The following is a 12,978-nucleotide window of genomic DNA, read 5'->3' as shown; positions in this document are numbered from 1 at the left end:
CGAGGCAGTCAAATAAGAGAATGGTCTATTCTTCAAACACTGCTGGTCCTGCCACCTCTCAAAAGATCCGGACGCCGCTCTTTCGTCAATGCCTCTGACTCCGCCCGCCGCCATGCGGCGATCTTCTTGTGATTGCCCGAGATCAGCACCTCGGGTATCTCGCGGCCTTCAAACTCCTGCGGCCGCGTATAGTGCGGATGTTCGAGCAGGCCGTTTTCGAAACTCTCCTCCTCGCCCGACACCGCGTTGCCCATCACGCCGGGCAACAGCCGCACCACCGCGTCGAGCAGCACAAGGGCGGCCGGCTCACCACCCGAGAGGATGAAATCACCGATGGAGACCTCCTCCAATCCCCGCGCGTCGATCACCCGCTGGTCGACGCCTTCGAAGCGGCCGCACAGGATGACGGCACCCGGCCCAGCCGCCAGCTCGCGCACACGCGCCTGGGTCAGCGGCTTGCCGCGCGGGCTCATCAGCAGCCGAGGCCGCGCATCGCCTTCCGGCGAAGCATGGTCGATGGCTTTCGCCAGCACGTCGGCGCGCATCACCATGCCGGCGCCGCCGCCGGCGGGCGTGTCGTCGACGGTGCGATGGCGGTCGGGGGCGAAGTCGCGGATCTGGATCGCCTCCAGCGACCACGTCCCGGCCTCCAGCGCCCGGCCGGCCAACGACAGGCCGAGCGCGCCGGGAAACATCTCGGGGTAAAGCGTCAGCACCGAAGCGGAAAAACTCACCGGTTGCCCCCGGCATCGCTCGGTCCGCGCGGCCGGCCCTTCGGATCGAAGTCTTCCTCGCGCGGGCCATCGCCATCCTCGTCGTCGACCAGCCCGGCAGCCGCCGGATCGACACGGACAAAACCCTCGGCGATCGACACTTGCGGCACGGCGGCCTGTGTGAACGGGATCAGCACGCCCTTGCGCCCGCCCAGCGTCACGTCGAGAATATCGCCGCCGCCGAAATTGTGCACCGCGACCACCTTGCCAAGCACGGCAGCCGTGTCGTCGCGGACTTCGAGGCCGACGAGGTCGGCATGGTAGAATTCGTCTTCCTCGCCGTCGTCCGGCAGCATCGAACGGTCGACGAACAGCTCCGTGCCTGCCAGCGCCTCGGCCGCATTGCGGTCGGCAATGCCCTTGAAGCGGACCACGACGACGGTGTTGGCAGGCCTGATGTCGACGATCTGGAAGGCGCGCCCGTCCCTGGCGTAGAGCGGCCCGTAATCGGCCAGCGCCAGCGGCTCACCTGTGAAGGTCTTCACCCGCAACTCGCCCTTGATGCCATGGGCGGCGCCGATCACGGCCATCTGGACAGGGTTTTGGGGCTTGCTCATGGCGCTTTTACCTTCGTCATCCACGGGCGGAGCAGGCGCGAAGCGACTGCGCAGACCCGAGGATCCATTCCGTTACGGCGACCAAAAAGCACGGCAGTTCAGAAAGGGTCACGAGTCTCGTTCCTGCCAACTCTCTATTTGCAAACACTTCGCGCGGTCTCCACCGCAAAGCTATCAGACTTGTAACGCAGCAACGCTCGCAGGTCACGGCATGGATCCCGGGGTCTCCGCGACGTCGCTTCGCTCCTGCTCCGCCCCAGGATGACGAAGGGGGCGGGCATTTCAGCCAATCACCAAGGTAGTCACCTGCCACCAATCGATGGTCTCCTAACCTCAGCCGGCTGTCATTTCAATGACGGCTCTTCACCGCTTCCTAACCCGAATACCCGAAAATGCCGCCATGCAGGAATTCCTGATCCCGGCCAAACCCGATCTCCAGGCGGCGCGCGAAAGCTGGCTGAAGATGCTCGCGCGAGAACGTCGGCTGTCGCCCAAGACCGTGGAAGCCTATGAGCGCGACACGCGCCAGTTCCTGCATTTCCTCACCGGCCATTGCGGCGGCTCGCCCGGCATTTCGGACATCGCCGATCTGCGCCCGGCCGACCTGCGCGGCTTTCTCGCGGCGCGGCGCAATGCCGGTGCCGGTGCCCGCACGCTGGGCCGGGGTCTCGCCGGCATCCGCTCGCTGCTGCGTTTCCTCGAGCGGCGCGGCCTCGCCAATGCGGCCGGGGCGGCAGCACTGCGCTCGCCGCGCCAACCCAAATCGCTGCCCAAGCCGCTGACAGCGAGCGATGCCAAGCATGTTGTTTCCATTGAAGGCCAACTGGCGGAGGAACCCTGGATTGCTGCCCGCAACGCCGCCGTGCTGACACTGCTCTACGGCTCCGGCCTGCGCATTTCCGAGGCGCTTGGCCTCGCCGGCGCCGATCTGGCGTCGGCGGCCGACACGGTGCTTCGCGTCACCGGCAAGGGCGGCAAGACGCGCCTGGTGCCGGTGCTGCCGGTGGCGCTCAGGGCGATCGCCGAATATCGCCGGCTCTGCCCCTACCATCTCGACCCCAAGGGCCTGTTGTTTCGCGGCGCCCGCGGCGGTCCGCTCAACCCGGCCATCGTCCAGCGCGACATGGCCAAGCTGCGCTCGGCGCTCAACCTGCCCGATACCGCGACGCCGCATGCGCTGCGCCATTCCTTCGCTACGCATCTGCTCGGCCGCGGCGGCGATTTGCGCACCATCCAGGAACTGCTCGGCCACGCCAGCCTTTCGACGACGCAGATCTACACCGGCGTCGACACCGCGAGGCTGCTCGAGATTTACGAGCAGGCCCATCCACGGGCATGAACGCCAGTAGCGTCGCATAGTATCGGTGGCCAAACGTTCACCATTGGCCGAAAGCCTCCCCAACGTCGTCATCCCTGGGCGAAGCAGGAGCGAAGCTCCGTCGCGGAGACCCTGGGATCCATGCCGCGACCTTTGCCATGGAGTGCTGCGGAGCGGAATTCTGCACTGTTGCAGCGTTCCAGAGTCCCGGCATGGATCCTCGGGTCTGCGCCGCGTCGCTACGCTCCTTGCTCCGCCCGTGGATGACGAAGAAATGGGCGTTTCCGCTAATCATTGAGTCATGAGCACCATCGACGTCCGCTGAGGGCGATAGCCGGTCGAAGACAATTTCGCAGTACCAATTAACCGTTTTGCCGCTTTTCGGTTCTAGGAATGGGATCATGAAACGCGTCATCGCCATCGCCGACCGTGCAGCTTCCGTGTCGCTGAAGCTGCTCGTCGCGCTCAATGTTTTGTTCTTCCTGTCGTTTCTCGCCGTGCTGCTGTTCGCGGCCGGCAAGGCCCATGCCGAAATCTCGACCTGCACCGGCGCCGACATGCTGTCGGCCTTGCAGAAGAACGATCCGGCGACCTACCGCAAGATCGAAGCGGAAGCCGCCGCGACACCGAACGGCAAGGGCCTGTTGTGGAAGCTGGAAAAGCCCGGCGAGAAGCCGTCCTTCCTGTTCGGCACCATGCATATGACCGACCCGCGCGTCACCACGCTGCCTCCCGACGCGCAGAAAGCCTATGACGCCGCCGGCACCATCATCATCGAAACCACTGACGTGCTCGACAAGCAGAAGATGATGGTCGCGATGCTCAAGGAGCCGGACCTGATGATGTTCACTGATTCGACGACGCTGGCGTCGCTGCTGTCGCCCGACGATGCGGCGGCCATGAACGCCGCGCTCGACGCCCGCGGCATTCCTCCGGCAACGGTTGCCAAGATGAAGCCGTGGATGCTCTCGGCCATGATGGCACTGCCGGCCTGCGAACTCGCCCGTCAGTCAGGCGGCGCCCCGGTGCTCGATGTCAGGCTGGCGGAAGGTGCAAAGGCTTCCGGCAAGCCGGTGGAAGGATTGGAGACTGCTGAAAGCCAGTTGCGCGCCATGGCCTCGCTGCCGCTGGCGTTTCACATGAAGGGCCTCGTCGACACGCTGAAGCTCGGCGATAAGATCAACGACATCAACGAAACCATGATCGTGCTCTACCAGCGCGGCGACACCGGAATGTTCTGGCCGCTGTTTCGCGTGGCCATGCCGGAAGGCACGGACGACCCCGCGGGCTATGCGGCGTTCGAGGAAACCATGATCACCAGCCGCAACAAGGTGATGGTCGAGCATGCCGAACCGATCCTTGCCAGGGGCAACGTCTTCATGGCGGTCGGCGCCCTCCACCTTCCCGGCCCCGAAGGCTTGGTCGAGGATTTTCGCAAGGCCGGTTACACCGTCACGCCTATAGGACTTTAGCTACTTCAGTTTACTTCGCCAGGATCTGGGCCAGCATCGCCGGAACGATGATCCGGTGAAACGGCATGATGATCGCAAGATAGGCGCGCCCGAGCCAATTGTGCGTCTTGACGATCGTCGTCGCGGCCACCTCTTGCCGGCCCGTGCCGAGATCCCTGACTTCGACCAGGACACGGAAATCGAGATGCCGGTCGTCGAGGCCAAGCACAACCTTGCCGGGAAACTGGCTGATGAGCGGAAATATCCCGATCCGGCCTGACGGCAACACTGTAGTTTCCAGGCCCGTCTTCAGCCGGAACGGCTTGACGGCAAGGTTGCGCAGCGCCATGAGCCTGCCGACCCAGGGCGGCATTCGCCCCAGGGCGCGTTCCGCCGCGCCGAGTGCCGTTAAAGAAAGACCCTGGGTGATCAGCACAAAGCGGTCGGCGAACTGGGCTCCGGCGAGAACATCGCAGTGATTCGGGACAAACTCTGCTATGGGATTCGTCACGACAAAAATCCTCCGGAAAAACCCATAGTAGGCACCAACTTGGCGCGTTGCGTGGCGAAACAACGCCATTCCGGCTCCGGAACGGCGGGATTGTCCTTGTTTTTGGCGTTTTCCAACCCTAGCGTGAAACCAGTTCAATGATTGCGCGTTATATGGTGTTGATTGATATTTTTCATCCACGGAGGACACTTTTATGGCGAACGCACCGAATCCAAACGACCCGTTCAATCCCAACACCACCAACACCACCATCAAGCAGAGCGGTGGCGGCGGTAGTGGCTGGCTGATTGCGCTGGTCGTCGTTATTCTGGCGGTTGTCGCGTATTATGTTTTCGGAAGGAGTGGTGAGCACCCGGCACCAGCCGAGCCGCCGGCGGCCAGCACACCGGCCCCCGCGCCCGCACCGGCGGAACCGATGAAGCCAGCCGAACCTGCACCTGCTCCGGCACCTGCAGAACCGGCCCCAGCCCCGGCGCCTGCAGCTCCGGCTCCGGCTCCGGCACCTGCAGAACCGGCACCTGCGCCGGCTCCAGCGCCAGCGCCGGCTCCAGCTCCGGCCAACTGACCGGCTCGATATCAAATACGAACGGCCCGCTGAAAAGCGGGCCGTTTTGTTTGGCGATATCGCTACGTTCGTCATCCTCAGGCTTGACCCGAGGATAACGAAGCGTTGTCGCTTTAGATGTGGATTGGCTTGAAGAACGTCGCCAGCGCCGCCTCCTTCACCGCTTCCGACATCGTCGGATGCGCGTGGCAGGTGCGGGCGAGATCCTCAGACGAGCCGCCGAATTCCATCAGCACCGCCGCCTCGTGGATCATCTCGCCTGCGCCGAAGCCGACAATATGCATGCCGAGCACGCGGTCGCTCGTCTTGTCGGCGAGGATCTTCACAAAACCGTCGGTGTGCAGCATGGCGCGCGCCCGGCCATTGGCGCTGAATGGGAATTTTCCGACCTTGTAGTCGATGCCGGCCTTCTTCAGCTCTTCCTCGGTTTTACCGACCGAGGCGATTTCCGGGCTGGTGTAGACGACGCTCGGAATGACGTCATAGTTCACGTGGCCGGCCTGGCCGGCAATGGTTTCGGCCACCGCCACGCCCTCGTCCTCGGCCTTGTGCGCCAGCATCGGCCCGGCGATGACATCGCCGATGGCATAGATGCCCGGGACATTGGTCGTGAGATGGGCATCGGTCTTGACCCGGCCGCGCTCGTCGACCTCGACGCCGGCTTCCCCGAGCCCGAGACTGTCGGCATAGGCGCGGCGGCCGGTGGCGATCAGCACGGCATCGGCCTCGATCATCTCGGCGGCGCCGCCCTTGACCGGCTCGAAGGTGACGGTCGCACCCTTCTTGGCCTTGGCGACACCGGTGACCTTGGCGCCGAGCTTGAACTCGAAACCCTGCTTTGAAAGCAAGCGCTGGAACTGCTTGGAAACCTCGCCGTCCATGCCGCCCAGGATGGTGTCGAGGAATTCGACCACGGTGACCTTGGCGCCGAGCCGTGCCCACACCGAGCCGAGCTCGAGCCCGATGACACCGCCGCCGACCACCACCAGATGGCCGGGAACCTTATCAAGCGACAAAGCGCCGGTCGACGACACGATCACCTTCTCGTCGATGTCGACCTTGACGCCGGGAATGCCGGCGACATCCGAGCCGGTGGCGATGACGATGTTCCTGGTCTCGATCTCCTCGACCTTGCCGTCCTCAGCCGTCACCGACACCTTGCCGGCCGCGACCACCTTGCCAGTGCCGCGAAAGCTGTCGATCTTGTTCTTCTTGAACAGGAAGGCGACGCCGTTGACGTTCGACGACACCGTCGCATCCTTGTGCGCCATCATCTTCTTCAGGTTCAATTTCGGCGCCGATATCTCGACGCCGAGCGTGTCGAAGGAGTGACCGGCCTCGGCGAACATCTCGGAGGCATGGAGCAGCGCCTTGGAAGGGATGCAGCCGATGTTGAGGCAGGTACCGCCGAAGGTCGCGTTCTTCTCGACCACCGCCACCCTGAGCCCGAGCTGCGCCGCCTTGATGGCGCAGACATAGCCGCCCGGTCCCGATCCGATGATAACGACGTCATAAGCCATGATACTGTCCTTCTGTTTGAGCATGATGCCGTGTGACGCGGTTTTTGGATAACATCATGCTCGATCTGCTTGAGAGCGCTCAGCGGCCGCCGCTTACATTCAGGATCGCGCCTGTCGTATAGGACGCGGCGTCGGAGAGAAGATAGAGAACCGCGCCCGCGACTTCATCCACTGTACCGGCTCTTTTCATCGGCAGCAGGTCGCGGAACCGCTCCACCCTGTCCGGCTGCCCGCCGGAAGCGTGGATGTCCGTGTCGATGATGCCAGGGCGCACCGCATTGACGCGAATGCCTTCCAGCGCCACCTCGCGGGCGAGCCCGATGGTGAAGGTGTCGATGGCGCCCTTGGAGGCGGCATAATCGACGTACTCGCCCGGCGAGCCCAATGTCGCTGCCGCCGACGAGATGTTGACTATGGATCCGCCCGACCCGCCATGGCGGGTCGACATGCGCTTGACCGCCTCACGGGCGCAGAGGAACGAGCCGACGACATTGATGCGCATCATGCGCTCCAGCCGCGAAACATCCATCTCGTCGACGCGCGCCTTGACGTCGACGATGCCGGCATTGTTGACGAAAGCATCGAGCCGTCCATAGGCGCGGTCGACGGCCTCGAACATGGCCACGATATCGGCCTCGCTGCCGACATCGCCCTTGACCGCAAAAGCCTCGCCGCCGGCAGCCTCGATCTCCGCGACCAGTGCATCGGCGGCGTCCTGATTCGCAGCGTAGTTGACCGCGACCCTGTAGCCGGCCTTCGATCCAAACCGGCAGATCGCCGCGCCGATGCCGCGGCTGCCGCCGGTGACCAGCAGCACCTTTTGCGTCCCGCTCATTCCTGGCATCCCTTCAAGGCAAACACATCCCCCGGCACTTTCGAAAACCCGCTGCCGCCATAGGCACTGGATTGGCGCAACGCTGGCCCGAGATCCGGCAGTATCAGCGTCTTCGGCGCTTCGACACCTTCGGCCGGCAGCAGCCCGATGTTGCCCTTGTCATCCGCCGTGTAGATGACGCCATGCCAGGGCGTGCAGGCGGCAAGCTCCTCGCCGGTGACGTCGCCCTCGGGGCATTTGTACATCAGCGCGCCGTTCGGCCGCGACACGCCCTCGTTCCAAATGACGATGCCGTTCAGCACCACATCGTTGTCGAGGATCATGCGGAACGTATTGGTGACGGTCGCCGAGGTGACGGTCGGCGTGAAGTCGATTTCGCTGCCGCTTTGGGTGTCGCCATAGACAGCGAGTTCGATCGGACAGGCGGCATACGCTGCCGCCGGGATCATCGCCGCACCGACCGCTATCGATGCGGTAGACAGGCTTTCGGACAAGAAAGAACGGATCGTCACTGCTATCCGCCTTGAACAGCTTGATCGAGGATGAAGACCGTCGAAAGAAAATAATCTACCTCGAACGCAACGTTTTCATTCCTGTCGACCGGAACCGCATTAACCTCGTATTTGAGGGTCAAGATGCGAGAACTCTCCGCCAGCTCAATATAAACGTCGCGCTCACGACCGCCGCTGATTGCCCACTTGAATTCGCTCTTGTTCAGGAACTGCAATGCCTTGGGCAAGGTATGTATGGCTATGGGCTTTGTGCCTGCAAAAATCACAGGATGCCGGCCCAAATCGACGTCCAGATGGCCGTACCAAGTCGCCATCGTTCCACCCGATTGCAATCTTCCGAAGACAGGCTCGACGCTAATCGACCTCAGATGAAAATCGGGACTGAAGAAGAACTCGCAATTTCTACCATAGATGCACCACGCTGACTCCGCGTCCTCGTGGCGATAATGATTGTCCGCCCGCACATCCTCCGGATCGATCAAGCCTCGCACCGTTTCACGGCTGCTTTTTCCGAGTTCAATCGGACCCGCCCGGCCTGTCGTAACAAGCTCGAACAGATCGATTGGCTCGACAGATTCAGCCACCGCGTCAGCCTTAGAGATCAAGCACCAGCCGTTCCGGATTCTCCAGGCTTTCCTTGACGCGGACCAGGAAGGTCACCGCTTCCTTGCCGTCGACGATGCGGTGATCGTAGCTGAGTGCCAGGTACATCATCGGCCGGATCACGATCTGGCCGCCGACCACGACAGGCCGCTCCTGGATCTTGTGCATGCCCAGAATGCCCGACTGCGGCGCATTGAGGATCGGCGTCGACATCAGCGACCCGTAAACGCCGCCGTTGGAAATCGTAAACGTCCCGCCTTGCATGTCGGCGACCGACAGCTTGCCGTCGCGCGCGGCTATGCCCAAGCGGCCGATGTCCTTTTCGATCTCGGCGATCGACATCTGGTCGGCATTGCGCACGACCGGCACGACCAGGCCCTTTTCGGTGCCGACGGCGACGCCGATATGGGCATAGTTCTTGAAGATGATGTCGGTGCCGTCGATCTCGGCATTGACCGAGGGGATTTCTTTCAGCGCGTGGGTGACGGCCTTGGTGAAGAAGCCCATGAAGCCGAGCTTCACGCCGTGCTTCTTTTCGAACACGTCCTTGTATTTGGTGCGCAGCGCCATCACCGCAGACATGTCGACCTCGTTGAAGGTGGTCAGCATGGCTGCGGTCGACTGCGCTTCCTTGAGGCGGCGCGCGATGGTCTGGCGCAGCTTGGTCATGCGCACGCGCTCCTCGCGCGACGCATCGTCGCCCGAGGACGGCGCGCGCACGGCAACCGGTGCAGGTGCCGCCTTCGGCGTCTCCGCCGGCTGCGACGGCGCACCCTTGGAGATGGCGTCGAGCACGTCGCCTTTCAGCACCTGGCCACGCTTTCCCGAACCGGAGATCTGGTCGACCGAGAGATTGCTTTCGGCGATCAGTTTCGCCGCGGCCGGTGCCGGTGGCATGGTGCGCGGCTCGACCGGGCCGGCATCGCCGGCGATCTTGGCGGTCTCGGCCGCGGCCTGCTTGCCGGTCGATGCCGCATCCGGCGACGAGGCCTGCGACACCGCCTGCGGCTTGGTCGCTGGTGCGGCGGCAGCGCCACCTGCCGAAATCGAACCGAGCAGCGCACCGACACCGACCGTCTCGCCTTCCTTGGCGGTGATTTCGCTTAAGGTTCCAGCGGCGGCGGCAGGCACCTCCACCGTCACCTTGTCGGTCTCGAGCTCGACCAGCGGCTCGTCGGCGACGATCGCGTCGCCGACCTTCTTGAACCATTTGCCGATGGTCGCTTCGGTGACGGATTCGCCGAGAGTGGGAACGCGGATTTCGGTAGCCATTGTGCCTGTCCGTTTTCTTTCGGGTTCTGTTATTCGCCCAGATTTTCTCTATTCACCAAGCGCGTCTTCGAGCAAGGCGGCGAGCTGCGCGAGATGCTTCGACATCAGTCCGGTCGCCGGCGAGGCGGCGGCCGGACGGCCGGTGTAGCGCACCCGCTGATGCTTGGCGTCGATATGCGCCAGCACCCATTCCAGATAGGGGTCGATGAACGACCAAGCGCCCATGTTCTTGGGCTCCTCCTGGCACCACACCATCTCGGCATTGCGGAACCGCGACAGTTCGGTGATCAGCGCCTTGGCCGGGAACGGATAGAGCTGTTCGACGCGCAACAGATAGATGTCGTTGATGCCGCGCTTCTCGCGCTCCTCATAGAGGTCGTAATAGACCTTGCCCGAACACAGCACGACGCGGCGGATCTTCGAATCCTTGGTGAGCTTGATCGCCTGGCCGGAAAGCAGCTGCGCATCGTCCCACAGCAATCGGTGGAACGAGCTTTCGCCCGAAATTTCCGGCAGCGTCGACACCGCCCGCTTATGGCGCAGCAGCGACTTCGGCGTCATCAGGATCAGCGGCTTACGGAAGTCGCGCTTCAGCTGCCGGCGCAATATGTGGAAGTAGTTGGCCGGCGTCGTACAGTTGGCCACTTGCATGTTATCTTCGGCGCAAAGCTGCAGGAAGCGTTCGAGCCGGGCCGAGGAGTGTTCCGGACCCTGGCCTTCATAGCCATGCGGCAAGAGGCAGACGAGGCCCGACATTCTGAGCCACTTGCGTTCGCCCGACGAGATGAACTGGTCGAACACCACCTGGGCGCCGTTGGCGAAATCGCCGAACTGCGCTTCCCACAATGTCAGCGCCTTCGGCTCGGCAAGGCTGTAGCCATATTCGAAGCCCAGCACCGCCTCTTCAGACAGCATCGAGTTGATGACTTCGTAGCCGGCTTGAGCCGCCGACAGATTGTTGAGCGGGATGTAGCGGGTCTCGTCGCGCTGGTCGTAAAGGACCGAGTGACGCTGCGAGAAGGTGCCGCGTTCGGAATCCTGCCCCGACAGGCGGATCGGATTGCCGTCGAGCAGGATGGCGCCGAAGGCCAGCGCCTCGGCCGTCGACCAGTCGATGCCTTCGCCGGACTCGATCGCCTGGCGGCGGTTTTCGAGGAAGCGGATGATCGTCTTGTGCGCCTCGAAATCCTTCGGCACCTCGGTCAGCTTCTTGCCGATTTCCTTCAGCGTCTTGACCGGCACGGCGGTCTTGCCGCGCCTTTGTTCGTCCTGGTTGTCGGCCGTGCGCAGGCCAGACCAGGCGCCGTCGAGCCAATCGGCCTTGTTGGGCTTGTAGTGCTGACCGACTTCCCACTCGGATTCCAGATGCGCCCGCCAGTCGGCCTTGAGCTGGTCGAGCTCGGCCTGGGTGAGGTGACCCTCGGCGATCAGCCGGTCGCCGTAGATCTGCACGGTCGTCTTGTGGGTGCGGATGTTGCGGTACATGATCGGCTGGGTGAAGGCCGGCTCGTCGCCCTCATTGTGGCCGAAGCGGCGGTAGCAGAACATGTCGACCACAACAGGCTTGTGGAACTTCATGCGGAATTCGATCGCCACCTTGGTGGCGTGCACCACGGCTTCCGGGTCATCGCCATTGACGTGGAAGATCGGTGCTTCAATCATCTTGGCGACGTCCGACGGATAGGGCGACGAGCGCGAGAAGCGCGGATTGGTGGTGAAGCCGATCTGGTTGTTGATGATGAAATGCAGCGTGCCGGCGACGCGGTGGCCGCGCAGACCGGACAGGCCGAGGATTTCGGCAATCACGCCCTGGCCGGCGAAGGCGGCATCGCCATGCAGCAAGAGCGGCAGCACCTTGGCGCGCTCTTCCAGCGGCACGATTTCTTCGCGGCTGCGGCCGAACAGATAATCCTGCTTGGCGCGCGCCTTGCCCATCACCACCGGATCGACGATTTCCAGATGCGAGGGATTGGCGGTCAGGGACAGATGCACCTTGTTGCCGTCGAACTCGCGGTCCGACGAGGCGCCGAGATGGTACTTGACGTCGCCCGAACCCTCGACCTCGTCGGGTGCGGCCGAGCCGCCCTTGAACTCGTGGAAGATGGCGCGGTGCGGCTTGGCCATCACCTGGGAGAGCACGTTCAGCCGGCCGCGATGCGCCATGCCGAGCACGATCTCTTTCATGCCGAGCTGGCCGCCGCGCTTGACGATCTGCTCCAGCGCCGGGATCAGCGCTTCACTGCCATCGAGGCCGAAGCGCTTGGTGCCCTTGTACTTGACGTCGATGAACTGCTCAAAACCTTCGGCCTCGACCAGCTTCTGCAGGATCGCCTTCTTGCCGGTGGCGGTGAAGGTGATCTCCTTGTCGGCACCTTCGATGCGGGCCTGGATCCAGGCCTTTTCCTCGGGGTCGGAAATATGCATGAACTCGACGCCGAGCGTCGAGCAATAGGTGCGCGTCAGGATTTCCAGCATCTGCCGGATGGTGCCGAATTCGAGCCCGAGCACATTGTCGAGGAAGATCGGCCGGTCATAGTCGGCAGCGGTGAAGCCGTAATTTTCCGGCGACAGCTCGTTGTAGTCCTCGAGCGGCTTGGCGATGCCGAGCGGGTCGAGATTGGCATGCAGATGGCCGCGCATGCGGTAGGCGCGGATCATCATGATGGCGCGCACCGAATCGCGCGTCGCCTGATGCACGTCGGCGTCGGACAGGACGACGCCGTTGGTGACCGCCTTGTCCTTGACTTTCTTTTCGATCGTCTTCTCGACGATACCCCAATTGCCGTCGAGCGCCGACACCAGTTCGCCATTGGCCTGCAGCGGCCAGGAGGGCTTGGCCCATGAGGCACCCTTGGCGTTCTTGCGCACATCGCCGGCATCGTCCTTCAGCCCGGCAAAGAACTCCTGCCATTCGGGGTTTACCGACTCCGGATCGTCCTCATAAGACGCATAAAGCGAGTCGATGTAATCGGCATTGCCGCCATAGAGGAAAGAGGTGAGTGAAAATTGGTCGTTGGCCTGATCTTGTCTTGCCATTTTTGTCCGCGGAGCCTGGCTCCGT

At 63.0% G+C, this 12,978-nt stretch carries 11 protein-coding genes; 2 read left to right on the top strand and 9 right to left on the bottom strand.

Translation table 11 applies throughout. From position 1 onward, the window contains the following. Window positions 1-32: 32 nt before the first annotated feature. Both trmD and rimM read right to left on the bottom strand, forming a co-directional pair. Entirely contained in the window at window positions 33-734 is a 702-nt protein-coding gene (trmD, locus tag EJ079_RS08075) for a tRNA (guanosine(37)-N1)-methyltransferase TrmD (protein ID WP_127808705.1), read from the bottom strand. Beyond that, window positions 731-1,330, bottom strand: coding sequence for a ribosome maturation factor RimM (gene rimM, locus EJ079_RS08070; RefSeq protein ID WP_127330189.1), 600 nt, complete (start codon window positions 1,328-1,330; stop codon window positions 731-733). The genes trmD and rimM overlap by 4 nt, the downstream gene beginning before the upstream one ends. 400 nt (window positions 1,331-1,730) lie before the next feature. Between rimM and EJ079_RS08065 the strand changes: the two genes are divergently transcribed. Both EJ079_RS08065 and EJ079_RS08060 read left to right on the top strand, forming a co-directional pair. Then, window positions 1,731-2,669 carry a tyrosine recombinase XerC gene (locus tag EJ079_RS08065; RefSeq protein ID WP_127808704.1) on the top strand — a complete coding sequence of 313 codons (939 nt, stop codon included), beginning with the start codon at window positions 1,731-1,733 and terminating at the stop codon, window positions 2,667-2,669. Window positions 2,670-3,049: 380 nt separating this feature from the next. After that, window positions 3,050-4,120, top strand: coding sequence for a TraB/GumN family protein (locus tag EJ079_RS08060; RefSeq protein ID WP_127808703.1), 1,071 nt, complete (start codon window positions 3,050-3,052; stop codon window positions 4,118-4,120). Between the two features lie 10 nt (window positions 4,121-4,130). Here EJ079_RS08060 and EJ079_RS34260 read toward each other — a convergent pair whose 3' ends face one another. From EJ079_RS34260 to EJ079_RS08020, 7 genes are all read right to left on the bottom strand, one after another. Then, complete coding sequence (locus tag EJ079_RS34260; protein WP_348629382.1) at window positions 4,131-4,862, bottom strand: DUF2867 domain-containing protein; 732 nt, start codon at window positions 4,860-4,862, stop codon at window positions 4,131-4,133. A 426-nt stretch (window positions 4,863-5,288) separates the two neighbouring features. Then, window positions 5,289-6,719 carry a dihydrolipoyl dehydrogenase gene (lpdA, locus tag EJ079_RS08045; RefSeq protein ID WP_127808702.1) on the bottom strand — a complete coding sequence of 477 codons (1,431 nt, stop codon included), beginning with the start codon at window positions 6,717-6,719 and terminating at the stop codon, window positions 5,289-5,291. 55 nt (window positions 6,720-6,774) lie between these two features. Next, a complete protein-coding gene (locus EJ079_RS08040) occupies window positions 6,775-7,530 on the bottom strand; it encodes an SDR family oxidoreductase (RefSeq protein ID WP_127397752.1) in 756 nt (251 codons plus the stop codon). Continuing rightward, complete coding sequence (locus EJ079_RS08035) at window positions 7,527-7,979, bottom strand: hypothetical protein (protein ID WP_245481888.1); 453 nt, start codon at window positions 7,977-7,979, stop codon at window positions 7,527-7,529. Before EJ079_RS08035 ends, EJ079_RS08040 begins: the two co-directional genes overlap by 4 nt. Before the next feature lie 65 nt (window positions 7,980-8,044). After that, window positions 8,045-8,626 (bottom strand): hypothetical protein, encoded by a 582-nt coding sequence (locus EJ079_RS08030; RefSeq protein WP_127382344.1) that lies wholly within the window; start codon window positions 8,624-8,626, stop codon window positions 8,045-8,047. 10 nt (window positions 8,627-8,636) lie between these two features. Next, window positions 8,637-9,917 carry a 2-oxoglutarate dehydrogenase complex dihydrolipoyllysine-residue succinyltransferase gene (odhB, locus tag EJ079_RS08025; RefSeq protein WP_127808700.1) on the bottom strand — a complete coding sequence of 427 codons (1,281 nt, stop codon included), beginning with the start codon at window positions 9,915-9,917 and terminating at the stop codon, window positions 8,637-8,639. Between the two features lie 48 nt (window positions 9,918-9,965). Beyond that, a complete protein-coding gene (locus EJ079_RS08020; protein ID WP_127808699.1) occupies window positions 9,966-12,953 on the bottom strand; it encodes a 2-oxoglutarate dehydrogenase E1 component in 2,988 nt (995 codons plus the stop codon). Between the last annotated feature and the right edge of the window lie 25 nt (window positions 12,954-12,978).

The organism is Mesorhizobium sp. M7A.F.Ce.TU.012.03.2.1 (assembly GCF_004006095.1).
Taxonomy (GTDB): domain Bacteria; phylum Pseudomonadota; class Alphaproteobacteria; order Rhizobiales; family Rhizobiaceae; genus Mesorhizobium.
Note: the sequence above shows the minus strand (reverse complement) of the source record. Positions and strands in the feature narration are given on the sequence as shown.

Coding starts and splice junctions, on each gene's coding strand:
- rimM (WP_127330189.1), bottom strand. CDS start 1,330: ATGAGCAAGCCCCAAAACCCTGTCCAGATGGCCGTGATCGGCGCCGCC.
- EJ079_RS08065 (WP_127808704.1), top strand. CDS start 1,731: ATGCAGGAATTCCTGATCCCGGCCAAACCCGATCTCCAGGCGGCGCGC.
- EJ079_RS08060 (WP_127808703.1), top strand. CDS start 3,050: ATGAAACGCGTCATCGCCATCGCCGACCGTGCAGCTTCCGTGTCGCTG.
- EJ079_RS34260 (WP_348629382.1), bottom strand. CDS start 4,862: ATGGTGGTGTTGGTGGTGTTGGGATTGAACGGGTCGTTTGGATTCGGT.
- lpdA (WP_127808702.1), bottom strand. CDS start 6,719: ATGCTCAAACAGAAGGACAGTATCATGGCTTATGACGTCGTTATCATC.
- EJ079_RS08040 (WP_127397752.1), bottom strand. CDS start 7,530: ATGAGCGGGACGCAAAAGGTGCTGCTGGTCACCGGCGGCAGCCGCGGC.
- EJ079_RS08035 (WP_245481888.1), bottom strand. CDS start 7,979: ATGATCCCGGCGGCAGCGTATGCCGCCTGTCCGATCGAACTCGCTGTC.
- odhB (WP_127808700.1), bottom strand. CDS start 9,917: ATGGCTACCGAAATCCGCGTTCCCACTCTCGGCGAATCCGTCACCGAA.
- EJ079_RS08020 (WP_127808699.1), bottom strand. CDS start 12,953: ATGGCAAGACAAGATCAGGCCAACGACCAATTTTCACTCACCTCTTTC.